Origin of the sequence: Roseomonas sp. CECT 9278, from assembly GCF_918698155.1 — a bacterium.
GTDB lineage: Bacteria > Pseudomonadota > Alphaproteobacteria > Acetobacterales > Acetobacteraceae > Neoroseomonas.
Genome location: NZ_CAKKLX010000005.1, coordinates 39951 through 62356 on the forward strand (window position 1 = coordinate 39951; position 22406 = coordinate 62356).

The window sequence follows — 22406 nt, forward strand, 5'->3', positions numbered from 1 at the left end:
GCGGCAACGCTCAGGGACAGGGCGGGTTGCGCCCCCGCGGATCAATCAATCGAGAGGCGCAGCCGCGCCACGGTGGCGCGCTCGTAGGCGGTGCGTTCCTGGGCGAAGGCCAGGTACTCTGCCGGGCCGAGGTATTCGTCCGGCATCTCCCAGCGCCGGATCACCGCCTGGCTGGCCTCGTCCTGCAGCGCCTTGCGGAGCGACCGGTGCAGCGTGTCGACCATCTCGGGCGGCAGGCCCTTGGGGCCGACGAAACCATAAGGCGACGTGACCGACATGCCGTAGCCGAGGTCGTTGAGCGTCGGCGCGTCCGGGAAGGAGGGCAGCCGCGCGCGCGTCCAGACACTGAGCAGGCGGAACTCCCCGGTCTCCACCTGCGGACGCCAGGACTGCGCATCCGCCACCATGTCGATCTGCCGGCCGAGCAGCGCCGTGACACCTTCCTGCGCGCCGCGGAACGGGACGTGCAGCATCTCGCAGCGTTCCCGCACGCACAGCTCCTCCATCGCCAGGTGGTTGGTGGTGGCGATGCCGGAGGTCGAGAAGGACACCCGCCCGGGCCGCGCCCGCGCCGCCGCGAACACATCCGCCAGGCTGCGGTAGCTGCTGTCGGCGCGCACCACCGTGCCGAACAGGAAGCCCGACAGCTGCATGATGTAGGTGAAGTCCGTGACGGGGTCCCAGGTCGGCTGCCGCGTCAGGAAAGGGTGGCGCAGGATCGACAGGTGGTGATGCGCCAGCGTGTAGCCATCCGGTTGCGCCTGCTGGGTCAGGTAGATCGCGGCGCGGGTGCCGCGCGCGCCGGGCATGTTCTCCGACAGCACCGCCACGCCGAGATCCCGCCCGACGATCTCGAACATCGTGCGCTGCAGCGCGTCGAGCGACCCGCCGGGCGGCCAGGGCGTGATGATGCGGATCGGCCGGTTCGGGTAGCGCGCCTGGCCGAAGGCCGGCCGCGCCAGCACGGCCGCTGCGCCGCCCGCGAGCAGCGCGCGGCGGCGCGCGATCACCTGGGTCATCTCCGTTCTCCCTGTGCTGCGTGCCGTGTCCCCGGCGCGTCAGTCGATGCTGAGGTTGAGCCGCGCCACCATCCGACGTTCATAGACCGCGCGTTCGCGCGCGAAGGCGGTGTAGGCCGCCGGGCCGAGGTATTCGTCCGGCATGTCGTTGGTCCGCATGTAGGCCTGCATCGCGTCGCTGAACTGCATCTTGCGGAAGGCCTGGTGCAGCCATTCCGTCACCTCCGGATCCATCCCCTTCGGCCCCGCGATGCCATAGGGCGAGGTGACCACCATGTCGTAGCCCAGTTCCTGCAGCGTCGGCGTGTTCGGGAAGGTGGGCAGGCGCTGGCGCGTCCAGACCGCCAGCAGCCGCAGTTGCCCCGCCAGCACGCCCGGCTGCCAGGCGTTGGAATTGGCGATGCAGTCGAGCTGCCGGGCCAGCAGCGCGGTGATGTTCTCGCTGGTGCCGCGATAGGGCACGTGGATCATCTCCACGCGTTCCTTCTCGCACAGCTCCTCCATCGCGATGTGGTTCGACGTGGCGATGCCCGAGGTGCCGTAGCTGAGCTGCCCCGGCCGCGCCCGTGCCGCCGCCCACAGGTCGGCCAGCGTGTTCCAGCCCGATGCCGGATGCACCACATGGCCGAAGACGAAGCCGGATTGCTGCATGACATAGGTGAAATCATTGACCGGGTCCCAGGTCGGGCGCGCGGTCAGGAAGGGGTGGCGGATCACCGAGAGGTGGTGATGCGCGATGGTGTAGCCGTCCGGGCGCGCCTGCGTGTTGAGCTGGATGGCGGCGCGCGTGCCGCGCGCGCCGGGCATGTTCTCGATGATCAGGCTCTGGCCGTATTCGCGCTGGAACATCTCGGCCTGCAGCCGCATGAAGCCGTCCAGCGTGCCGCCCGGCGCCCACGGGATCAGGAAGCGTACCGGGCGGTTGGGGAAGCGCCCCTGGCCGAGCGACGGACGCGCGAGGATCGGCAGCGCCGCCCCCGCCATCAGGATGCGACGTGCGATCATGGCGCGCCTCCTCAGCCGTCGAGGCTCAGGTTGAGCCGGCGCACCATCGCCTTCTCGTAGTCCACGCGCTCGGCGATGAAGGCGCGGTAGGTCTGGGTGTCCTGGTAGACCAGCGGCATGTCGAAGCGCGAGCGGACCTGCGCGTTCTCGGGCGTCATCAGCGCGTCGCGCATGACGTCGTGCAGCACCCGCACCACGCCCTCGTCCATGCCCTTCGGCCCGCTCACGCCATAGGGGGAGGTCACGACGATGTCGTAGCCGAGCTCCTTCAGCGTCGGCACCGTGGGGAAGCGCTGCACGCGATCCGCCGTCCAGACCGACAGCGCGCGCATCTGGTTGTTCTCCACGAAGGGCGCCCAGGTCGAGCTGTCGCAGACCATGTCCACCTGGCCGCCGAGCGCCGCTGTCACCGCCTCGTTCGACCCGCGGTAGGGCACATGCGTCAGCTGCACGCCGTCCTTCTCCTGGATGGATTCCATCGCCAGGTGGTTGGTCGTGCCGATGCCTGAGGTGGTGTAGGTCAGCCGCCCCGGATTGGCGCGGGCGAAGGCGATCATCTCCTGCCAGGTGGCGAAGCGGCTGTCGGCCCTCACGGCGCAGCCGAACAGCCAGCCGGTCAACCCGATGATGTGGGTGAAGTCGCCCACCGGGTCCCAGCCGGGTGTGCGCATCATCCAGGGCCGGCGCAGCACGGACAGGTGCATCTGCGTCAGGGTGTGGCCATCCGGGCGCGCCTGCTGCGCGACGCTCAGCGGCCCGAGCGTGCCGCCAGCGCCGGGGCGGTTCTGCACCACCACCGGCTGGCCCAGCGTGCGGGACGCGATGTCGCCCAGCGAGCGCAGCTGGACGTCGGCCGACCCGCCGGCCGGCCAGGGCACCACCAGCTGGATCGGCCGGTCGGGGAAGCGCGCCTGGGCACGCGCGATGCCCGGCAGGGCCAGCGCGGCGGCGCCGGCGCCCAGCACCAGGCGGCGGGTCGGATGGGGGGCGGTGGTGTCCCGGACAGTCATGCGGCGTTCCTCCTGCGGGCGGCGCGTCTGCCGGCGCCTGCCCGTGCCGCGGAAGGATAGCGGCGGAACCCCGCCGACCCCAAGTGCTTCCCTGCGCTTGATCCCGGCTGGCGACGGGGGCAGTTTCCGCCCGCCTTCCCAGCCTTCCAGCCCCAGGACCACCGATCCATGCCCGAAACTTTCGATGTCATCGTGATCGGCGCCGGCCCCGGCGGCTATGTCTGCGCCATCCGCGCGGCGCAGCTCGGCATGAAGGTGGCCTGCGTCGAGAAGCGCGAGACGCTGGGCGGCACCTGCCTGAACATCGGCTGCATCCCGTCCAAGGCGCTGCTGCATTCGTCGGAGGTCTTCGAGGAGACCGCGCATCACCTGGCCGAGCACGGCATCGGCGTGGGTCAGGTGACGCTGGATCTCGCGAAGATGCAGGCGCGCAAGGACGATGTCGTCTCGGCCAACGTCAAGGGCGTGGAATTCCTGTTCAAGAAGAACAAGGTGACCTGGCTCAAGGGCGAGGGCTCGATTCCCGCGCCGGGCGTGGTGCGCGTGGCCGGCACCGACTACGCCGCGAAGCACATCGTCATCGCCACCGGATCGGAATCCACGCCGGTGCGCGGGGTCGAGGTCGATGAGAAGCGCATCGTCACCTCGACCGGGGCGCTGGAGCTGGAGGCCGTGCCGAAGCACCTGGTGGTGATCGGCGGCGGCGTGATCGGGCTCGAGATGGGCAGCGTGTGGCGGCGGCTCGGCGCGCAGGTGACGGTCATCGAATTCCTCGATGGCATCCTGCCGGGCATGGATGGCGAGATCCGCAAGCAGTTCGAGCGCATCCTGGCCAAGCAGGGCATGACCTTCCGCCTGTCGTCGAAGGTGACCGGCGCGGCGGTGGACGACACCGGCGTGACGCTGCAGGTGGAACCCGCCGCCGGCGGCGCGGCCGAGGCGATCCGCGCCGATGTGGTGCTGCTCGCGATCGGCCGCCGGCCGCACCTGGCGGGGCTGGGGCTGGACACGGTTGGCGTGGCGCTGGACGAACGGGGCCGCGTGAAGACCGACGCGCATTTCGCGACCAACGTGCCCGGCGTCTACGCGATCGGCGACGCCATCGCGGGCGCGATGCTCGCCCACAAGGCCGAGGACGAGGGCTATGCGCTGGCGGAGATGCTCGCCGGCCAGAAGCCGCACATCAACTACGATGCCATTCCGGGCGTGGTCTACACCTGGCCGGAGGTCGCCAATGTCGGCGCCACCGAGGAATCGCTGAAGGCCGCCGGGGTCGCCTACAAGGTCGGCAAGTTCCCCTTCATGGCGAATGGCCGCGCCCGCGCGATGGGCGCGACCGACGGCTTCGTGAAGGTGCTCGCCGACCGCGCGACCGACAAGGTGCTCGGCGCGCACATCATCGGCCCCGATGCCGGGACCCTCATCGCCGAGATCGCCATGGCGATCGAATTCGGCGCGAGCGCCGAGGACATCGCGCGCATCAGCCACGCGCATCCCTCGTTGAACGAGGCGGTGAAGGAAGCGGCGATGGCGGCCTGGAGCAAGCCACTGCATCTGTGATGGCGCGGTCGCTTGCACCGGCGCCGCGCGGCGCCCATCTGCGGCGGCATGGTGATCCTGCGCCCCTCCCTCTCCCGCAAGGCCGCGGGCTGGTCGCTGCTGGTGCTCGGCGTGCTCGGCTTGGTCCTGCCCTTCCTGCAAGGGTTCCTCTTCCTCGCCCTTGGCGTGTTCGTCCTGCGTGACCAGCACATCTGGGCCGCGCAGCGCTGGGGCTGGGTGGCCGGCCGCTGGCCGCACCATGTCGGCCGGGTCGAGGCGATGGAAGCCTCGCTCGGCCGGCGCGTCGGCGGCGCGGCGGAGCGCATCCGGCGGCTGTTCACCCGCGCATGACGATTGCGCCGGATGCAGGTGACGGCTGCGCCGGACCGGCGTAAGCCACCGGCCATGCATCGCATCTGGCTTGTCCTTGGCGCCCTGACGGGGCTGGTCGCCGTCGGCCTCGCCGCCTGGGCCGCGCATGGCACGCCGGCGGGATTCGAGGGCGCGCAGCGCCGCGCGGTGGACAACGCGCTGATGATCCAGGGCTGGCACGCCGCCGCGCTGCTGGTGGCGGGGCTGATGGCCGAGCGCGGGCGTGGCCTCGCGAGCCTGGCGGGCGCGGCCTTCGCGCTCGGCACGGCCGGCTTCTGCGGCGGGGTGTGGTGGGGGGCGATGGGCGGCGCGTCGCTCGGCCCGGTCGCGCCGGCCGGGGGCATGCTGCTGATGGCGGGCTGGGCGCTGCTGGCGCTGGCCGCGCTGAAGCGGTGATCCGCAGCGCCTACCTGGCGGCCGAGGGCTTCGAGGCAGACCTCGCCGAGGATCTGCGTCGCGCCGGCGCCGGCATCGCCGCCTGGCATGGCCGCCTGGCGCTGAGCCCGGACCCGCCGGTCGCCGCCGCCTGGTCGCTCGACACCTGGACCGATCCGCGCGAGATCCCTGTCCCGTCGGTCAAGGCCGGCGCCGATGCGCTGCGCGCCATCCAGCGCAACTGGTCGCACCTGCCGCTGCTGCACCACCGCCGCTCCGCCCTGCTGGCCGAGCGCCTGCCGCCGGTGAAGGCGCGCGCCCTCGCCTTCCCCGAGCCCGCGCCCACGGCGCATCTGGGCGCCTGGACGCTGCTCTCGCCGGACCGGATGCTGGCCAGCCCGACCAAGACCAGCCCCTTCGTGAACGGCGACGTCGCCTTCGTCGAGGACCGCGAGGGCCCGCCGTCGCGCGCCTACCTGAAACTGTGGGAGGCGCTGACGCGGATCGGCCGCCACCCGGTGCCGGGCGAGACCTGCCTCGACCTCGGCGCGGCACCCGGCGGCTGGAGCTGGGCGATCGCGCGGCTCGGCGCGCAGGTGACCGCGGTGGACAAGGCGCCGCTCGACCCCGCGATCGCTGGCTTGCCCGGCGTTTCCTGCCGGCAGGAGAGCGCCTTCGGCCTGGACCCCCGGCAGGAAGTGCCGGTCGACTGGCTGTTCTCGGACATCATCTGCTACCCGTCCCGGCTGCTCGGCCTGGTGCGGCGGTGGATGGAGGCCGGCGCGGCGCGCAACATCGTCTGCACGCTGAAGTTCCAGGGCGAGACGGACCACGACACCGCGGCCGAATTCGCGGCGATCCCGGGCGCGCGGCTGTTCCACGGCGTCCACAACAAGCACGAATTGACCTTCGCGCGGCTCGACGCGGGCTGACCTGGCACGGTCCCTGCAATGCCCGGTCTGCGCCAGCACGGCGCCGCCCGGAAACCCCGGGTGCCACCACGACGGAGTACGCGGCCATGCAGACTGCCCCCACCGCCCCGCAGGCGATCCGGGCCTTCCGCATGCAGAGCCAGCAGGATGCGGCTCGGCTTCAGGCTGCCGGCGGCGGACAGGATTTCGCCGCGACGCTGCAAGGATTGCGGCCAGGCCCCACGAGGATCGCGGGGCCGGGAACACCCACGGGCAATACGCTCGCCGCACTGCTCCAGCGGCTGGACACCGACCAGGATGGACGGATCACGCCGCTGGAACTGCGCGCCTCGACCGACCGGCAGGCCCCGCCGCAGGGGGCCAGGACCATCAACACCGGTTGAAGCGACACGCCGGCGTTTCCGCCGCGGCGGTTTCGCCCTACCTGTTGCGGCATGGATGTCATGCCGCCTGTCCGCAACCCGCCCCGGAAGCGCGACAGCGCCTTCGCGGTCGTCCGGCGCATGTGGCGGGAAGCCGCGTCCGACCGCATCTCCCTGACCGCCGCCGGCTGCGCCTTCTACGCCATGGTCGCGCTGTTCCCCGCGCTGTTCCTGCTGGTGCTGGTCTATGGCCTGGCCTTCGATCGCGAGACGGTGGAACCGCAGCTCGAAGTGCTGCGCGAACTGGTGCCGGAGGAGACCTTCGACCTCATTGCCGGGCGGGTTCACGACCTGATCGAATCGCCGCGGCCGCGGCTGGAATGGGGCGCCATCGTCTCGGGCGGTGTCGCGATCTGGTCCGCCTCGGCCGGCACGCGGTCGATGATCGGCGCGCTGAACATGGCGCACAACGTGGTCGAGAGCCGCCGCTTCCTGCACTACCACCTGCTCGCCATCGGCATCACGCTGTCGATCACGCTGGCGGTGGCGCTGGCGATCGCGACCCTGGTGGCACTGCCCGGCGTGGCCGCGCTGTTCGGGCTGCCCGCCCCGCAGGCCTGGGCCTTGCGCGGCATGTCGCTCGGCACGCTGCTGCTGCTGGTCTTCATGGGGCTGATCGTGGTGTATCGGCTGGGTCCATCGGGACGGCATCCGGGGATTGCCTGGACGATGCCCGGCGCGGTGGTGGCGACGCTGCTCTGGGCGGCGGCCTCGGCGGGGTTCACGCTCTATGTCTCGCATGTCGCGACCTATGACCTGATGTACGGGCCGCTCGGCGCCGCGATCGCGCTGATGATGTGGTTCTGGGTCAGCGTGTATGTCGTGCTGCTGGGGGCGGAGCTGAATGTCTCGCTGCTCGAGGCCCGTGCCTCGACGGCCGACTGACGCACGGGCAGGATCGTCGCCGGAGGACCGCCTGCCCATGACGATTCCGCTGATCGCCGAGGTGCGCGTGCGCGCGGTGGATGCACCGATCGACCCGCCGCTGCGCAACAGCCTGAACGTGATCCCGCGCGCGCCGCTGGTCATCGTGGATGTCCGCACCGACTGCGGCGCGGCCGGCACCGCCTATGTCTTCCCCTATGCGCCGGCGGCGCTGGCGCCGACCGCGGCGCTGGCGCGCAGCCTGGGCGCGGGGCTGGTCGGGCGGCCCCTGGCGCCGGCGACGCTGTGGCGGGAACTGCACGATGCCGGGCGCATCCTGGGCACCGAGGGGCTGGTGCAGATCGCGCTCTCGGCGCTCGACATGGCGTTGTGGGATGCGCTGGCGGTGCGCGCGGGGCTGCCGCTGTGCGCGCTGCTGGGCGGTGAACCACGCCCGGTGCCGATCTATGCCTCGCTGCGCGGCTGGGGTGCCGCGATGCTCGCGGAGGAGGCCGGCCAGGCCGTGGCTGCGCTCGGCGCGCGGGCGGTCAAGTTCAAGCTGGGCCAGGCGCGGCTGGAGGACGACCTCGACACGGTGCGCGCGGTGCGCGGCGTGGTGGGCGAGGCCGTGCAGATCCTGGTCGACTACAATCAGGCACTCAGCCTGCCCGAGGCCGAACGCCGCGGCCGCGCGCTGGAGGCGCTGGACGTGCGCTGGCTCGAGGAACCGCTGCCGGTGCAGGATGATGCCGGGCTGGCGGAACTCGCGCGGCGCCTGGCGGTGCCCGTGCAGGGCGGCGAGAACTGGTGGGGCCCGGCCGGGATGCACCGCGCGCTGATGGCCGGCGCGGTGGACCTGTGCATGCCCGATGCGATGAAGATCGGCGGCGTGACCGGCTGGATGCGCGCGGCGGCGATGGCGGCGGCGCATCGCGTGCCGATGTCGTCCCACATCTTCGTCGAGGCCAGCGTGCACCTGCTGAACGCGACGCCGAGCGCGCATCTGCTGGAACACCTGGATATCGCGGCGCCGCTGCTGGCGGAACCGCTGGTGGTGCGCGACGGCATGGCGCTGGTGCCGGAGCGGCCCGGCATGGGCATGGTGTGGGATGAGGCGGCGCTCACCGCGCACGCCGCGGATGTCTGAAGGGGAAACCGGAATGCGCGCAGCCTTCGTCGATGCCAATGCCTCCCTCGCCGACGTGATGCGCCGGCTGCACCAGCCGGACGACCTGCCGGTCGCGATCCACCAGGACCCCGACATCACGCCGGACGCCCTGCCCGCCTTGCTCGCCGGCGTACAGGTCGCGATCGACGACCACACGCATTTCCCGGTCGATGTCGTGAAGCGTTGCCCGGACCTCAGGCACATCGTGTTCCTGGGCACCGGCGCGCGGTCCTACATGGATCCCGAGGCGCTGGAGGCCGAATGCGGCGTCCAGGTCCACATCATCAAGGGCTATGGCGACACCGCGGTGGCCGAGATGGCCTTCGCGCTGATGTGGGCCGCCGCGCGCGGCATCGGCCCGACGCACCACGCGATGGTCGGCGGCGGCTGGCCGCGCGACGAGGGGATGCAGCTGACCGGCAAGACCGTCGGCATCATCGGCTTCGGCGGCATCGGCGCCGAGATGGCGCGGCTGTGCAGCGGCGCCGGCATGAAGGTGCTGGCCTGGAACCGCTCGCCGAAATCGCATCCCGGCGTGACCTTCACCGACATCGACACGCTGCTGGCGGGCAGCGACGTGGTGTCCCTGCACCTGCTGCTGAACGACGAGACGCGCGGCTTCCTCGATGCCGCGCGGCTGGCGCGGATGAAGCCGGGCGCGCTGTTCGTGAACACCGCGCGCGGCGCGATCGTCGACGAGCCCGCGCTGGTCGCCGCGCTGCGCGAAGGGCGCATCCGCGCCGCCGGTCTCGATGTGTTCGTCGAGGAACCGCTGCCGGCCGGCCACGCCCTGGCCGCCCTGCCGAATGTGACGATGACCTCCCATTCGGCCTTCCGCACGCCGGAGGCGACGGACAACCTGATCGAGGCCGCGCTGGCGCATTGCCGGCGGATCGTGGCGCAGGGGCGCTGACCCCCGCGCCGCCGGTTCAGGCCGGCCGCACGCCCCAGGGGTAGGGCATGCTGCCCTTGGCCAGGCCGGTGATGCTGCGCCGATGCGCCGTGCGGATGAAGAACTGGCCGAGCGGGATGGTCGCGACATCATCCTGCGCGAGCTTGTTGATCTCGTTCGCCAGGTTGCGCTGACGCTCCGGCTCCGCCGCATCGAGCCAGGCCTGCACCAGCTCCTCCGCGCGCGGGCTGGTGTACCAGCCGAACCAGCCGCTCGCCCCCGGCCCCTTCACCAGGGAGGACACGCCCGGGTTCAGGTACGCGAGCGATGAGCCGTAGGTGTGGAAGATGCTCCAGCCGCCCTGGTCGACCGGTTCGCGGCGCACGCGGCGCTGCACCACCGTGCCCCAGTCGGTATCGGCCAGTTCGACATTCATGCCGATGCGCTTCAGCCGGTCGGCGGTGATCTGCCCATGCGGGCCGATCAGCGGGAAGTCGGTGGGGTTAATGATGACCACCTTCTCGCCGCGATAGCCCGAGGCCTGCAGCGCGGCCCGCGCACGATCGAGGCTGCGCGGCGCGGCGTTGAATTCCGACAGGTCCTCGATCCCCAGCGGCGTGCCGCAGGGGAACAGGCTGCGGCATTCGCGCCAGACCGCGCGATCCGACCCGAGCGTCGCCTGCATGTATTCCGGCTGGTCGACCGACAGCGCCACCGCCTGGCGCGTCTTCACATTGTCGAACGGCGCCTGCAGGTGGTTGAGCCGCATGATCGACAGCAGGCCCGCGGGATTGAGGATGTCGATCGCGATGTTGCGGTTGCGCTGCAGGGTCGGGATCAGGTCCGACAGCGGCTGTTCGAGCCAGTCGATCTCGCCGCTCTGCAGGGCCGCCGCGGCGGTCGCGGGGTCGGGCAGGATGTGCCATTCGATGCGCGGGAAATGCCCGACCTTGCCGCCCGAGGCCCAGTCCGACGCCTCCTGCCGCGGCACATAGGCGTCGTTCTTCGCGTAGACCACGCGGCTGCCCGAGACGAATTCGTCGCGCAGGAAGCGATAGGGGCCGGAGCCGATCACCTCGCTCACCTGCGCATTCGCATCGGTCCGCGCGAGGCGTTCGGGCATGATGAACGGCACATTCGCATCCGGCTTCGCAAGCGCATCAAGCAGCAGCGGGAAAGGCCGCTTCAGCCGGATCTCGAGCGTGCGGTCGTCGGTCGCGACCCAGCCATCGACCACCTGCGCCAGGATCTGCCCGAAGGGATCGCGCTTCGACCAGCGTTCCAGGCTTGCCGCGCAGTCGCGCGCACGGACGGGTTCATTGTCGTGGAAGCGCAGGCCGTCGCGCAGGCGGATGGTCCAGGTGCGGCCATCGGCGCTGACCGTGTGGCCCTCGGCCATCTGCGGGCGCGGCTGCTGCTGCCCGTTCACCGCATAGAGCGTGTCGTACACGTGGTAGCCGTGCATCTGCGTGACGATCGCGCTGGTCCAGATGGGATCGAGCGCGGTGAGGTTCGCCTGCGGCACGAAGCGCAGCGTGGCCGTGCGCGCCGGCTGCGCGACGGCGGGCGCCGCGGCGCCGAAGGCACCGGCAGCGGTGCCCTGCAGGAGGGTGCGACGTTTCATGGCGTTTCCTGTTCTTTGTTCACGCGACCAGGCGCAGCCTATGGGCCCCGCGAAGCCGGGGTCAAATGGCTGCGCGCGGCGTCAGGGCAGGTCGAAGCGCACCGCGATCGCCGCTGAGGCGATCACCGCGAGGTCGTGGCCGCCCTCGGCCGGCACGTCCAGCCCGCCCTTGACCGCCCGCGCGGTCACCACGCCATAGGGCAGCGACTTGCGCACCGCCTCGATATCCACCGCGTCGGGCTGCTGGACGCCGATCGTGACCTCGACCTGCATGGCATGGATGTCGAGCCCGAGGGTGCGGATGAAGGCCAGCGAGGAATGATGCAGCGCGTCCTGCACCGCGCGCAGCGCCGCCTTGGTGTAGTCGCCGCCATGCAGGTCGTTGCCGGTGCCCATCTCCAGGATGATGCGCTTCAAGGCCATGGTGCGGGTGTCCTACAGGTCGAGCCGCACGATGGCGCAGCAATTGGCGATCAGCGTGGTGGTGGTGCCGTCGTCGCTCGGGATCTCGAGCCCGCCTTCGACGACCGTCACGGTGCCGGTGCCATGCGGCAGGATGGCCAGGACCTGGTCCTTGTCGACCTGGTCGGGCCTCGGCACGCCGATCAGCACCTCGACCCGCATGGCGTCGACCGGCTGGTCGACCGCCACGCCGATCGTCAGCGCGTTGTGCCACAGCGCGTCGCGCAGCGCGCGCACGGCGGCCTTGGTGGAATCCGCACCGCGGATATCGGTGCCCATCCCGATTTCGAGCGCCATGCGCTGCAACGCCATGCCGGTGCTTCCCCCCGCGCGCCGGACCGGCCGGCACGATTGTCCGACCGCGAGACTAGCGGGAGGGCGCGGGTTCGACCATGCGCCGCGGCCGTCGCGCCGGGCGGGCGCGGGCACGGGCGCGTATCGGTGCGCGGGGGTGCCGCGGCTCGCCACCGCCGCCATCGCGGGCGCGCGCCGGGCGCGAGTGGCAGCACGCGCCCCATCTCCCCTACACTCCGCGCATGGACCTCCGATCCCTTGGCGCGGGCGTGGCCGCCCTGCGCGAGCACAACTCAGCCCTGGTCATGCGCCAGATCCTGTCGTCGCAGGGTCTGTCGCGGTCGGAGATCGCGATCCGCGTCGGCCTCACGGAAGCGGCGGTGTCGCGGATCACCCGCGACCTGATCGACGCCGGCCTGGTGCGCGAGGGCGAGGAGGTCCGCGCCGAACCCGGCCAGCGCGGCCGCCGCCAGGTCCAGCTGGAGGCGAACGGCAACGGCGCGCTTTTCCTGGCAGTGAGCCTGACGATCTCCGACCGCCGCGTGTCGATCGTCGACCTCACCGGGCGCCGCCGTGCCGAGGCCGCGCTGCCGCCCGCATTGCCGGACCACTACGGCACCCTGGTCGACAAGGTGGTCGCCGGCGCCCGCCACCTGCTGGGCAAGTCGCGATTGCCGCGGCAGCGAATCCTGGGCCTGGCGGTCGCCACCGCGGGGGCGGTGGACCAGGCCTCGGGCCGCGTGACGGCCTCCTCGCTCGCGGTGCTGGAGGGCCAGGACGTGGCCGGGGAGCTGTCGGGGCGGCTGCGCCTGCCGGCCATCGTGGAGACGATCGGCAATACCTTCGGCCTCGCGGAGGCGCATCGCGCGATGCGGGAGGGCAGCGCGGCGATGGCGGGGCCGAGCCTGGTCGTGCACGTGGCCTTCGGCCTGGGCGTCAGTGTCATGCTGGACGGGCAGCTCATCCGCACGGGCGGCGACGAACGCGTCGCGGGGCATGTCCCGGTGCCGGGCGGGCGGGCGCGCTGCGTCTGTGGCGCGCAGGGCTGCCTGATGGCCGAGGCGGGCGGGTACGGCATCCTCCGCCGCCTCGACGCCATCGCCCCCGAGGCACCCCGCCAGGGCTGGGCGGAGATGCGCCCGGACGCCCTGCGCGACGCGGTGCATCGGTCCAACGCCGGCGGGAACGAGGCCGCCCGCGTCATGGCCGAGGCGGGCAGGCTGCTGGGGGAAAGGCTGCTCGACATCGGGGCATCGATCGCGCCGCGCCGTGTCCTGCTGGGCGGTCCGCTGGCCGCGGCCGAGCCCTTCGTCGCCGGGGTCGGCCGGGGGCTTGCCGCAGCCCATGCGCGCATCGGGTCGCTGCCGCCTGCGCTGCGCGTTTCCGCCATCGACTACCTGCGGGCGACCGAGCTGCTGGCGATCGAGGAATTCGCGCTGAACCGGCCCCTGCTGCCCAGCCTGGCGCCGGTGGCTTGATGCGGTGCCGGTAATTGCTTACCGTTTGCAACCATACCTGAGCCCGCCCGGAGGTTGCCTTGGAACTGATCGACCTGAGCCGCGAGATCCACCACAAGATGCAGCGGCTGGTGAACCACCCGACCATCGAGGTCTATCCCTTCAGCACGCATGACGAGAAGCGCGTGGCCGACGGCTACGAATTCTCCTCGGCGACCATGGTGCTGCACATGGGCGACCACGGCGGCACGCATGTCGATGCGCCGGTGCATTTCGACGACCGGCCCGGCGCGAAGACCATCGAGGAACTGCCGCTCGAGACCTTCTTCACCGAGGCGATGTGCCTCGACCTCACGCATGTGCCCGACCGCACCGACATCACCATCGCGCATCTCGAGGAAGCGGAGCGCAAGGCGGGCGTCGCGATCCAGCCGAAGGACACGGTGCTGCTCTACACCGGCTTCTACCAGCGCGCCGCCGGCACGGACGGCTACATCACCGACTTCCCGGGGCTGACCAAGGACAGCGCGACCTGGCTCGGCCGGAAGGGCATCACCGCCTTCACCGTGGAATCCGTCAGCCCCGGCCGGCCGGGGCGCAACAACTTCGAGGTCCATCACGTCTGCCGCGACCTCGGCTTCACGCATTACGAAGGCGTGGTGAACCTCGACAAGGTGGTGGGCCGCGGGCGCTTCCGCTTCATCGCCTTCCCGCTGCGCATCCGCGCCGGCACCGGCAGCCCGGTGCGCGCCGTGGCCTGGTTCCCGTGAGCACGCCACCCGCCTGGGCGCTGGATGCGACGGCCCTCGCCGCCGCCTTCCGCGGCCGCACGCTCGACCCCGTCGCGGCGCTGGACTCCTGCCTGGCGCGGGCGGAGGCGACGAACCCGGTGCTCAACGCGATCGTGACCTTCGACATCGCCGGCGCGCGCCAGGCGGCCGAGGCGAGCGCGGCGCGCCACCGCACCGGCGCGCCGCTCGGGCTCTTCGATGGCGTGCCGATCACCGTGAAGGACAACCTGTATGTCGGCGGCTTGCGCGCCACCTGGGGCAGCCGGCTGTTCGCCGACCATGTCGCGCCGCGTGACGACATTCCGGTGGCGCGGCTGCGCGCCTGTGGCGCCGTGATCATCGGCAAGACCAACACGCCCGAACTCGCGCTGTCCGGCTTCACCGACAATGCGGTCTTCGGATCGACGGGCAATCCCTGGGCGCCGAACCGCCAGCCTGGCGGATCGAGCGGCGGCGCCGTCGCGGCGGTGGCCGCCGGCATGGGTCCGGTGGCGATCGCGACGGATGCCGGCGGGTCGCTGCGCCGCCCGGCCGGGCATGCCGGCGTCGCGACGCTGAAGGCGACGCCGGGGCGTGTGCCGCGGCGCTGGGGCTTCCCGGCACTGGCCACCGACTTCCAGGTCATCGGGCCGATCGCGCGCAGCGTGCGGGACCTTCGCGCGGCATTCGACCTGATCGGGGAGGCGCACACGGCGCCCGCCACCCCCGCCCGCCTGACCATCCTTGCCGTGAGCCGCTGCGGCGATGCGCCGGTCGATCCCGGCGTGCGCGCCGCCTTCGAGGACGCGCTCGGCGTGCTGCGCGGCCTCGGCCACGCAGTGACGGAGGTCCCGGCGCCGTGGGATCCGGAGGAGGTCGGTGCGCTGTTCGCCACCATCGCCGCGGTCGGCGTGGCGCGCGTCGTCGCCGGCCAGGCGGGCTGGGAGGCACTGGTCACGCCCGCCATCCGGGCGCAGGCGGAAACCGGCCTGGCGATGACCGCGCCCGACTATCTGCGCGCGCTGGACCGCATCGGCGTGCTGCGCGCGGAGCTGCGCGACTGGATCGCCGGGGTGGATGTGCTGGCGACGCCCTCGGCCGCCGTGCTGCCGTGGCCGCGCGACCGACCGGGACCGGCGATGGTCGATGGTGTCGCCGTCGGGCCGCGGGCGGCCGCGCTGTATTCGACGGTGATCAATCTCGCGGCGCTGCCGGCGGCGGTGGTGCCCTCGGCGCCGGTCGGCGGGCTGCCGACCGGCCTGCAGCTGGTGGCCGGTCCGTTCCGGGAGGAGCTGCTGCTGGACCTGGCCGAAGCCTATGAAGGGGCGCGGCCCTGGCAGCCTCTCGCGCCGCTCTGACCGCGGGTCAGTTGCCGGTGCGGCGCACCGGCAGGGCGGCGGTGTCGATCGCGGCGAGCCAGGCCGGCCCGCCATGCGCGACGAACAGCGCGGACGCCAGGCCGGCGAAGGCCGTCTGCACGGCCAGGTCGCGCTCCCCGAAGGTCCCGCGCGCCGCATTCGCGCAGATGATCACGCCGAGGTAGTCGTCGCGCCACAGCATCGGCGTGAACATCGACGAACCGGCACGGAAGGCCTGCAGGATCTTCACGAAACTCGCATGCAGCGTGGTGTCGTGCAGCACCATCGCCCGGCGCGTCGCCGCGACATGGCCGGGATGGCCGAGCGCGATGTCCACCAGCTCATGGTGCTGCGCGGCGGGGAAATTGACCGGCGCGCCGATCAGATGGTGCCGTCCGTCCGGCATGCGCAGGAAGACGGCGCAGGCGCTGGTCACCGCCGGCGGCGGATCGTCGCGAAAGGCCCCCGGCGCCAGCGCCGCCGCGCGGTCGCCGAGCAAGGCGGGCAGCGTGCGGGTGACGCACCACAGCGCGTCCTCCGGTCCCGCGGCGGCGGCCGCCTCGGCCGCGACGCGGGTCAGTGCCAGCATCGCATCGTGGGAGAGTTCGAGCGTGTCGCGCATGCGGCGCCCTATTGCAGGAGGTTGAGCTGCCGGGCGACGGCGCCGAGCGCCTCGTACTCGGCACGGATGGAGCGCGCGAAGGCCTCGCCGGTCTCGATCTGCATGACCGCGGCCTGTTCGCGCATGAGTGTCGCGAAGGCAGGGTGCTGCGCCGCCTCGGTGAAGGCCGTCGTCAGGCGGTCGAGCCGATCGGCCGGCAGGCCACGCGGCGCGATCAGGCCCCACCAGATGGTGATCGCCATGTCGGCCAGGCCGATCGCGCCGAGGCCCTGGCTGCCGGGCGCCTCGGGGAACCCTCGGCCGTGGTGAGCATCAGGCACTTGGCGCGGTCGCCGCGCAGCGCCGGCACCGCGCCGGTCAGCGACCCGCCATAGAAGGTGATGTGGCCGCCGAGGAAGGCGGGCAGCGTCTGCCCCGCGCCCTGGAACGGCACCGCGGTCAGGTCGAGCCCGAGCCGCTGCCAGACGCGCTGGACGCCGAGATGCATGACGCCGCCCATGCCCTCGTTGCCCCAGGTGTATTGGCCGGGATTGGCGCGAATGCGCTCCACCATCTCGGTCAGGTTCGAGGCCGGGAAATCCGGGCGGGCGCAGATCGCGAAGGGCGAATAGCCCACGCGCAGCACCGGCGTGTAGCTGTCGAGCCGGTAGCGCGCGCCCAGCGTGTGCGGCGCCGCGGTCAGCGGGGTGTTCCAGACGAAGCCGAGCGTATGGCCGTCAGGCCTGGAATCGATGACGAACTGCGTGCCGATCGTGCCGCTGCCGCCGGGGCGGTTCTCGACGATGATCGGCTGGCCGAGCGACGAGCCGATGAGCTCGACCAGCTTTCGCGCGAAGATGTCGGTGCCGCCGCCAGGATTGACCGGGACGATGATGCGGATGGGACGATCCGGGAAGGTCTGCGCGGCTGCGGGCAAGGCCGCGAGCGCGAACAGGCAGGCGATGACGGTGCGGATGAGCATCTGGACCCCCTTGCGTTCAACCGTGCCGTGGCGTCGGCGGATTTAAATTCCGCCTGTAAGCAACCATACGAGCGCGGCGCGCGGTTGGAAAGGGGCGGCCTCGGGCGCGGCCTGCCAGCATCCCCGCACCGCGGTGCTCCGTTGCCCAGTACGGACTTCGGGCAATGGGGAGTGTCGCGCCAAGGCGAGCGACGGCCGCGGTGAACCACCGCCTTGTACCTGAGGCCTTCGTTATCCGTAGGAAAACGCCCAGGCCAGGAGCTCCGGCGAATACCGCCGCTGGAGAACGATGGTTCGCCTTCTTCGCGTCCGGCCAGTCAACAGGTCCGCCCCGAAAACCCCAGGAACCCTGCCACTCAGCGCGGCGGTCAGTCAGGCGGAGAGTGCGGTTCGCATGGGAACTGGCGGCGGGAGTGCTGCCGGATTCAAACCGTCGCGGGCTTTCTCGGGGTCTGCCAGGCGGCAGCCTGCTCGGTGCGGGAACGGGACAGGCACCAGGCCCCGCGGTCATCCACCTGCGCGACGTCCGGCGCGACCGGAGAACATCGTCCCCATCATCGTCGCCGCCAGCTGCTGCTCGCGGCCTCGGCAGCGGCGTGCGCCGGCATCGCGGCGCTGATCGCCGCACTTATCCGCTTGGCCCATCGCCAGGCATTGTCATGTGCGGCCGCATAGACGGCGAAGGCGAAGGGCAGGCCTGGCTCGAAGCCGATCGTGGCGCCCCCTGCCCGACGATGCGCGCTGGCGGTCATGGGGTCCGCCACCGCCACGCCAAGCCCGCGCAGCACCAGCTGCGACGCGGAGAGCGATTGCTGGGTCTCCGCCACCAGCCGCGGTTCCACGCCCGCATCGGCGAAGGTGCGATCCGTTCCCAGCCGCGTCATTGACCCCGCGCCGAGGGCGATGAACGGAACCGCCTCGCACTCCGCAGCCTGCACCGGCCTCGCGCGTCCTGCCCAGGGATGTCCCGCCGGCAGCAGCAATTCGCAGACTGCCTCAAACCGTGCGACCTCCCGGCCGACCGCCATGGCGGCAGGGATCATCGCGATCGCAATGTCGCATTGCCGCTCCAGCAACTGTCCAAGGACATGCTGCGAGGCGCCGATCTGCAGGCGCAGGACGGGCGCACCCTTCGCCGCGGCCAGCCCTGCGAGGGCATCCGGCAGCAATGTGAGGCCCAATGCCGGGATCGCCGCGATGGTCACGGCGCCGGCCTGGCTCGCCGCGATCTGCCGCGCTCGGCGTACCACCTCATCGAGGCCGCGGAAGGAGCGCTCGACCTCGCCGAACAACTCCAAGGCCTCGGGCCTCGCGGTCAATCGGGGGCCGCGCCGCTCGAACAGGGCGATGCCGAGCCGGCCTTCCATCTCCGCCACCAGCCGGCTCACCGAGGGCTGCGCCACGTTCAGCATCGCCGCGGCGCGGGAAATGCTGCCGGTCAGGATCACCGCGCGGAAGGCTTCCACCATGCGGTGCGTGAGGGTGCCGGCCATGCCTTAATATAGAAATTTCGTATGATAGGCACAATTGATGATAGTTTTTTTATGCATTCGCGTCTGCTTTCCTCGGGCCTCCTGACGAGAGGCATCGATGAAGACCCTTGCAGCGCTCCTTCTCACGGTCCTGATCGCCGGCCAGGCCCAGGCGCAACAGCGCATCCTGTATTTCGCAGGCTATGGCGGCAGCACCGAAGGCACCCTGCGCCAGCGCATCCTGCCGTCCTTCGAGCGCGCCCATGGCGTGGAGATCCGCTATGTCGCCGGTGCCTCGGCCGCGAACCTCGCGCGGTTGCAGGCGCAGCGCGGCAATCCCGAGATCGATGTCGCGCTGCTCGATGACGGACCGATGGAACAGGCTGCGGCGCTTGGCCTGTGCACGGATGTCGAGCCATCGATCGAACGCGACAGCCTCTATCCGCTCGCCCGCCTCGCCGGGGGCCGCGCTGTCGGGCTGGGCCTGGTGTCGACCGGCATCGCCTACAACACGCAGGTCTTCGCGCGCGAAGGCTGGCCTGCGCCCACATCCTGGAACGACCTGGGCGATGCACGCTTCCGCCGGCGCCTGCTGGTGCCATCGATCACCAACACCTACGGGCTGCACACGCTGCTGATGCTGGCGCGCGCGGCCGGCGGCGACGAGGGGCGTATCGAGCCCGGCTTCACCGCGATGACGCGCACGGTCGCGCCCAATGTGCTGTCCTTCGAGACGTCGTCGGCCAAGATCTCCGAACTGTTCCAGACTGGCGCGGTCAGCATCGGCGTCTGGGGCAACGGGCGCGTGCACGCCTTGGCCGGCGCCGGCTTCCCCATCGCCTTCGTCGTGCCGGCCGAGGGCGCGGTCGCCCTGCAGACCGCGCTCTGCCCTGTCAGCGGCAGCGACGTGCCGGACCTGGCGCAGGCGCTGATCCGACACCTGCTCTCGCCGGCATCGCAGGCCATCCTGGCGGCGGAAGCCGGCTGGGGCCCCACCAACCGCGCCACGACCCTCACGCCGCCGATCGCCGGGCAGGTCATCTATGGCCCCGAGGCGGTGCAGCGGCTGATCGCGCCGGACTGGGCCGCCATCAACGCGGCGCGCGCAGAATGGACCCGGCGCTGGACGCGCACGGTGGAGCGCTGACCCATGCCTGAGGTCGCGCTGGAGAACCTCACGCGCCGCTATGGCGCGCAACTCGTGGTGGACCGGGTGAACCTGCTGGTCGCCGAAGGCGAGTTTCTTTGCCTGCTCGGCCCGAGCGGCTGCGGCAAGACCACCACCCTGCAGATGGTCGCGGGCTTCGTGGAACCGACCCTGGGCACGGTTCGGCTGGCCGGGCGTGACGTCTCGCAGGTGCCCCCGGCGCGCCGCGGCCTTGGCGTCGTGTTCCAGTCCTATGCCCTGTTCCCGCACATGAGCGTGGCGGAGAACGTCGCCTTCGGACTGGCGATGCGCCGCGTGCCGCGCGCTGAAGCCGCTTCGCGCGTCGCCGATGCCCTGGCCATGGTTCGCCTGTCCGGCATGGAGCAGCGCTATCCGCGCCAGCTTTCAGGCGGGCAGCAGCAGCGGGTGGCCCTGGCCCGCGCGCTGGTGATCCGCCCGCAGGCGCTGTTGCTGGATGAACCGCTGTCCAACCTCGACGCCAAGCTGCGCGACGAGATGCAGCTCGAGTTGCGGCGCATCCATCGGGACGCCGGCATCACGGCCATCATGGTCACCCACGACCAGGGCGAAGCGATGGCCCTTGCCGACCGCATCGCCATCATGAATGCCGGGGTGATCGAGCAGGTCGGACCGCCCGAGGCGGTCTATGACCAACCCGCCACCGCCTTTGTCGCCGGCTTCCTCGGCCGCACCAACCTGCTGGACGCGGCGATGCTGCGCGGCATCGCGCCGGCCGGCACGGCGCCGCGCTGGTCGTTGCGGCCGGAGCGGCTTCGCATCACCGCGCCCGGTGAAGGGCAGCTCGCCGGGCGGGTGAGCACGCGTGTCTTCCAGGGCAGCCAGACGCTGTACGAACTCGACACGCCGTTGGGTGCGCTGTTCTGCGTGCAGGGCGCGGGCAGCGGCGGCGCGAGCGAAGGCCAGGCGGTCGGCATCGCTTTCGACGCCGCCGATCTGCGGCCGCTCGCGGCATGACCACGACGTGGCGGTTCTGGTTGCTCAGCGGCCCGGCACTGACCTTCTATGCGCTGGTGCTGCTGGTGCCGCTCGGGCTGACCGCGCTGCTCAGCCTGCAGACGGCGGACCCCGCGACCGGCGCCGGCGCACCGCTCGGCCTGCACAACTATGCCGAGGTCCTGAGCGACTCCTACTTTCTCGAGATCTTCGTGCGGACCCTCGCGCTCGCGCTCGTGACGACGATCGCGTGCCTGCTGCTGGGGGTGCCGGAGGCGATCATCCTGCACCGGATGCGCGCGCCCTGGCGCGGACTGTTCCTGCTGGTGATCCTGGGCCCGCTGCTCATTGCGGTGGTGGTGCGCACGCTGGGCTGGGCGCTGGTGTTCGGCCCGCAGGGCGTGCTCGGCGCCGCCGGCGTCGCCCTGGGCTGGAGCCGCGAACCGGTCTCGCTGATGTACACCAGCGCCGGCGTGACCATCGCGCTGGTGCATGTGCTGGTGCCGTTCATGGTGGTCGCGGTCTGGGCCGCGCTGCAACGCGGCGACGCGCAGGCGGAACACGCCGCAGCCTCGCTCGGCGCGGGCGGCTTCACGATCTTTCGGCGCATCCTGCTGCCGCGGATCGTGCCGGGCATCGCCTCGGGCTCGGTTGTCGTGTTCTCGCTCGCGGCGACGGCCTTCGCCACGCCCGCAATCATCGGCGGTCGCCGCCTGAAGGTGGCGGCCACGGCCGCGCAGGATGAATTCCTCGCGACGCTGAACTGGCCGCTCGGGGCCGCCATCGCCGTCATCCTGCTGGTCGGCAATCTCGGCATCCTGCTGGCCTACGACCGCCTGGTCAAACGCCGCTTCGCGGAGAGCTTCCGATGATCCGCAACGGCCCCGTCGCGCTCCTGTTCCACGCGGTGTTCATCGGCTTCATGCTTGCGCCGCTTGTGCTGGTCTGCGTGGTTTCCTTCACCGACCGGGCGTTTCTCTCGCTGCCATCCTGGCCGCCATCGCTGCGCTGGTACCATGCGCTGGCGGAGAATGCCGACTTCATCCGCGCCTTCCGGACCAGCCTGTGGCTGGGCCTGGCCTCAGCAACGCTGGCGGTGGTGCTCAGCGTGCCGGCGGCGATGGCCATCGCGCGGCATCCGGCGCGCGGCGCCGAGCCGGTGCGCGCATTCCTGCTCTCGCCGCTGCTGGTGCCGCATGTCGTGCTGGGCGTCGCCTTCCTGCGCTTCTTCAGCGGCGCCGGCATCAACGGAACATTCGTCGCGCTTCTGGTGGCGCATGTGCTGATCATCCTGCCCTACGCGCTGCAACTCGTCCTCGCGGCCGCGTATGGCGTCGATCCGCGGCTGGGGCAGGCGGCGGTGTCGCTGGGCGCCCAACCGCTGCAGGTGTTCCGGCGCGTGACCCTGCCGCTACTCATGCCGGGCATCGCCAGCGGCTGGCTGCTCGCCTTCCTGCATTCCTTCGATGAGCTGACGATGACCGTCTTCCTGGCTGACCCTGGCACGACCACCCTGCCGGTGCGGCTGTATCTGCACATCGAGGAGACGATCGACCCGCTGGTCACGGCGGCATCGAGCCTTCTCATCATCGGCGCGCTGGTGCTGATGGCGCTGCTGGACCGGCTCTATGGGCTCGACCGGCTGCTCGCCGGCAAGGGGCGCTAG

At 71.4% G+C, this 22406-nt stretch carries 23 protein-coding genes and 1 pseudogene; 15 read left to right on the forward strand and 9 right to left on the reverse strand.

The window, feature by feature from the left end; all coding sequences use genetic code 11:
* Positions 1-41: 41 nt before the first annotated feature.
* The 3 genes from LQ222_RS04775 to LQ222_RS04785 are packed head-to-tail and all read right to left on the reverse strand — an operon-like array spanning position 42 to position 3034.
* Positions 42-1019, reverse strand: a complete 978-nt coding sequence (locus LQ222_RS04775; RefSeq protein WP_230164847.1) for a tripartite tricarboxylate transporter substrate binding protein — start codon at positions 1017-1019, stop codon at positions 42-44.
* A 39-nt stretch (positions 1020-1058) separates the two neighbouring features.
* Positions 1059-2024, reverse strand: a complete 966-nt coding sequence (locus LQ222_RS04780; RefSeq protein WP_230164848.1) for a tripartite tricarboxylate transporter substrate binding protein — start codon at positions 2022-2024, stop codon at positions 1059-1061.
* Between the two features lie 11 nt (positions 2025-2035).
* Positions 2036-3034 carry a tripartite tricarboxylate transporter substrate binding protein gene (locus LQ222_RS04785; protein ID WP_230164849.1) on the reverse strand — a complete coding sequence of 333 codons (999 nt, stop codon included), beginning with the start codon at positions 3032-3034 and terminating at the stop codon, positions 2036-2038.
* A gap of 168 nt (positions 3035-3202) precedes the next feature.
* Between LQ222_RS04785 and lpdA the strand changes: the two genes are divergently transcribed.
* The 8 genes from lpdA to LQ222_RS04825 all read left to right on the forward strand — a co-directional run bounded on the left by lpdA (position 3203) and on the right by LQ222_RS04825 (position 9619).
* Positions 3203-4594 carry a dihydrolipoyl dehydrogenase gene (gene lpdA, locus LQ222_RS04790; RefSeq protein WP_230164850.1) on the forward strand — a complete coding sequence of 464 codons (1392 nt, stop codon included), beginning with the start codon at positions 3203-3205 and terminating at the stop codon, positions 4592-4594.
* 48 nt (positions 4595-4642) lie between these two features.
* Complete coding sequence (locus tag LQ222_RS04795; protein ID WP_230164852.1) at positions 4643-4924, forward strand: PGPGW domain-containing protein; 282 nt, start codon at positions 4643-4645, stop codon at positions 4922-4924.
* Between the two features lie 54 nt (positions 4925-4978).
* Positions 4979-5341, forward strand: a complete 363-nt coding sequence (locus tag LQ222_RS04800) for a DUF423 domain-containing protein (protein ID WP_230164854.1) — start codon at positions 4979-4981, stop codon at positions 5339-5341.
* Positions 5338-6252, forward strand: a complete 915-nt coding sequence (locus LQ222_RS04805) for an SAM-dependent methyltransferase (RefSeq protein WP_230164855.1) — start codon at positions 5338-5340, stop codon at positions 6250-6252. The genes LQ222_RS04800 and LQ222_RS04805 overlap by 4 nt, the downstream gene beginning before the upstream one ends.
* A gap of 86 nt (positions 6253-6338) precedes the next feature.
* Positions 6339-6635 (forward strand): EF-hand domain-containing protein, encoded by a 297-nt coding sequence (locus LQ222_RS04810; RefSeq protein ID WP_230164856.1) that lies wholly within the window; start codon positions 6339-6341, stop codon positions 6633-6635.
* 60 nt (positions 6636-6695) lie between these two features.
* Entirely contained in the window at positions 6696-7559 is an 864-nt protein-coding gene (locus LQ222_RS04815) for a YihY/virulence factor BrkB family protein (RefSeq protein WP_230164857.1), read from the forward strand.
* Between the two features lie 37 nt (positions 7560-7596).
* Positions 7597-8685 (forward strand): enolase C-terminal domain-like protein, encoded by a 1089-nt coding sequence (locus LQ222_RS04820; RefSeq protein ID WP_230164858.1) that lies wholly within the window; start codon positions 7597-7599, stop codon positions 8683-8685.
* Positions 8686-8698: 13 nt separating this feature from the next.
* On the forward strand, positions 8699-9619 hold the full coding sequence (locus tag LQ222_RS04825; protein WP_230164859.1) for an NAD(P)-dependent oxidoreductase: 921 nt from the start codon (positions 8699-8701) through the stop codon (positions 9617-9619).
* 16 nt (positions 9620-9635) lie between these two features.
* On the opposite strand, the gene LQ222_RS04830 is transcribed toward LQ222_RS04825, so the two are convergent.
* From LQ222_RS04830 to LQ222_RS04840, 3 genes are all read right to left on the reverse strand, one after another.
* Complete coding sequence (locus LQ222_RS04830; protein WP_230164861.1) at positions 9636-11222, reverse strand: ABC transporter substrate-binding protein; 1587 nt, start codon at positions 11220-11222, stop codon at positions 9636-9638.
* 81 nt (positions 11223-11303) lie between these two features.
* Complete coding sequence (locus LQ222_RS04835) at positions 11304-11645, reverse strand: Lin0512 family protein (RefSeq protein ID WP_230164862.1); 342 nt, start codon at positions 11643-11645, stop codon at positions 11304-11306.
* A 12-nt stretch (positions 11646-11657) separates the two neighbouring features.
* On the reverse strand, positions 11658-11996 hold the full coding sequence (locus tag LQ222_RS04840; RefSeq protein ID WP_230164863.1) for a Lin0512 family protein: 339 nt from the start codon (positions 11994-11996) through the stop codon (positions 11658-11660).
* Positions 11997-12220: 224 nt separating this feature from the next.
* On the opposite strand from LQ222_RS04840, the gene LQ222_RS04845 reads away from it, so the two are divergent.
* The 3 genes from LQ222_RS04845 to LQ222_RS04855 are packed head-to-tail and all read left to right on the forward strand — an operon-like array spanning position 12221 to position 15563.
* On the forward strand, positions 12221-13456 hold the full coding sequence (locus LQ222_RS04845) for an ROK family transcriptional regulator (protein ID WP_230164864.1): 1236 nt from the start codon (positions 12221-12223) through the stop codon (positions 13454-13456).
* A 59-nt stretch (positions 13457-13515) separates the two neighbouring features.
* Entirely contained in the window at positions 13516-14205 is a 690-nt protein-coding gene (locus tag LQ222_RS04850; RefSeq protein ID WP_230164865.1) for a cyclase family protein, read from the forward strand.
* Positions 14202-15563 (forward strand): amidase, encoded by a 1362-nt coding sequence (locus LQ222_RS04855; RefSeq protein ID WP_230164866.1) that lies wholly within the window; start codon positions 14202-14204, stop codon positions 15561-15563. Before LQ222_RS04850 ends, LQ222_RS04855 begins: the two co-directional genes overlap by 4 nt.
* Before the next feature lie 7 nt (positions 15564-15570).
* Here the strand turns inward: LQ222_RS04855 and LQ222_RS04860 are convergent, their stop codons facing one another.
* The 3 genes and pseudogenes from LQ222_RS04860 to LQ222_RS04875 all read right to left on the reverse strand — a co-directional run bounded on the left by LQ222_RS04860 (position 15571) and on the right by LQ222_RS04875 (position 18639).
* Entirely contained in the window at positions 15571-16185 is a 615-nt protein-coding gene (locus tag LQ222_RS04860; protein ID WP_230164867.1) for a GAF domain-containing protein, read from the reverse strand.
* Positions 16186-16193: 8 nt separating this feature from the next.
* Positions 16194-17146: pseudogene (locus LQ222_RS04870) on the reverse strand (tripartite tricarboxylate transporter substrate binding protein).
* A 554-nt stretch (positions 17147-17700) separates the two neighbouring features.
* On the reverse strand, positions 17701-18639 hold the full coding sequence (locus LQ222_RS04875) for a LysR substrate-binding domain-containing protein (protein ID WP_308071556.1): 939 nt from the start codon (positions 18637-18639) through the stop codon (positions 17701-17703).
* Positions 18640-18736: 97 nt separating this feature from the next.
* Between LQ222_RS04875 and LQ222_RS04880 the strand changes: the two genes are divergently transcribed.
* From LQ222_RS04880 to LQ222_RS04895, 4 genes are read left to right on the forward strand one after another with little or no spacing between them, the layout of a single operon-like run.
* Positions 18737-19765: an ABC transporter substrate-binding protein gene (locus tag LQ222_RS04880; RefSeq protein ID WP_230164871.1), complete on the forward strand. Its 1029-nt coding sequence runs from the start codon at positions 18737-18739 to the stop codon at positions 19763-19765.
* Between the two features lie 3 nt (positions 19766-19768).
* On the forward strand, positions 19769-20761 hold the full coding sequence (locus tag LQ222_RS04885; RefSeq protein ID WP_230164872.1) for an ABC transporter ATP-binding protein: 993 nt from the start codon (positions 19769-19771) through the stop codon (positions 20759-20761).
* On the forward strand, positions 20758-21612 hold the full coding sequence (locus LQ222_RS04890; protein ID WP_230164873.1) for an ABC transporter permease: 855 nt from the start codon (positions 20758-20760) through the stop codon (positions 21610-21612). The genes LQ222_RS04885 and LQ222_RS04890 overlap by 4 nt, the downstream gene beginning before the upstream one ends.
* Positions 21609-22406 carry an ABC transporter permease gene (locus LQ222_RS04895; RefSeq protein WP_230164874.1) on the forward strand — a complete coding sequence of 266 codons (798 nt, stop codon included), beginning with the start codon at positions 21609-21611 and terminating at the stop codon, positions 22404-22406. The genes LQ222_RS04890 and LQ222_RS04895 overlap by 4 nt, the downstream gene beginning before the upstream one ends.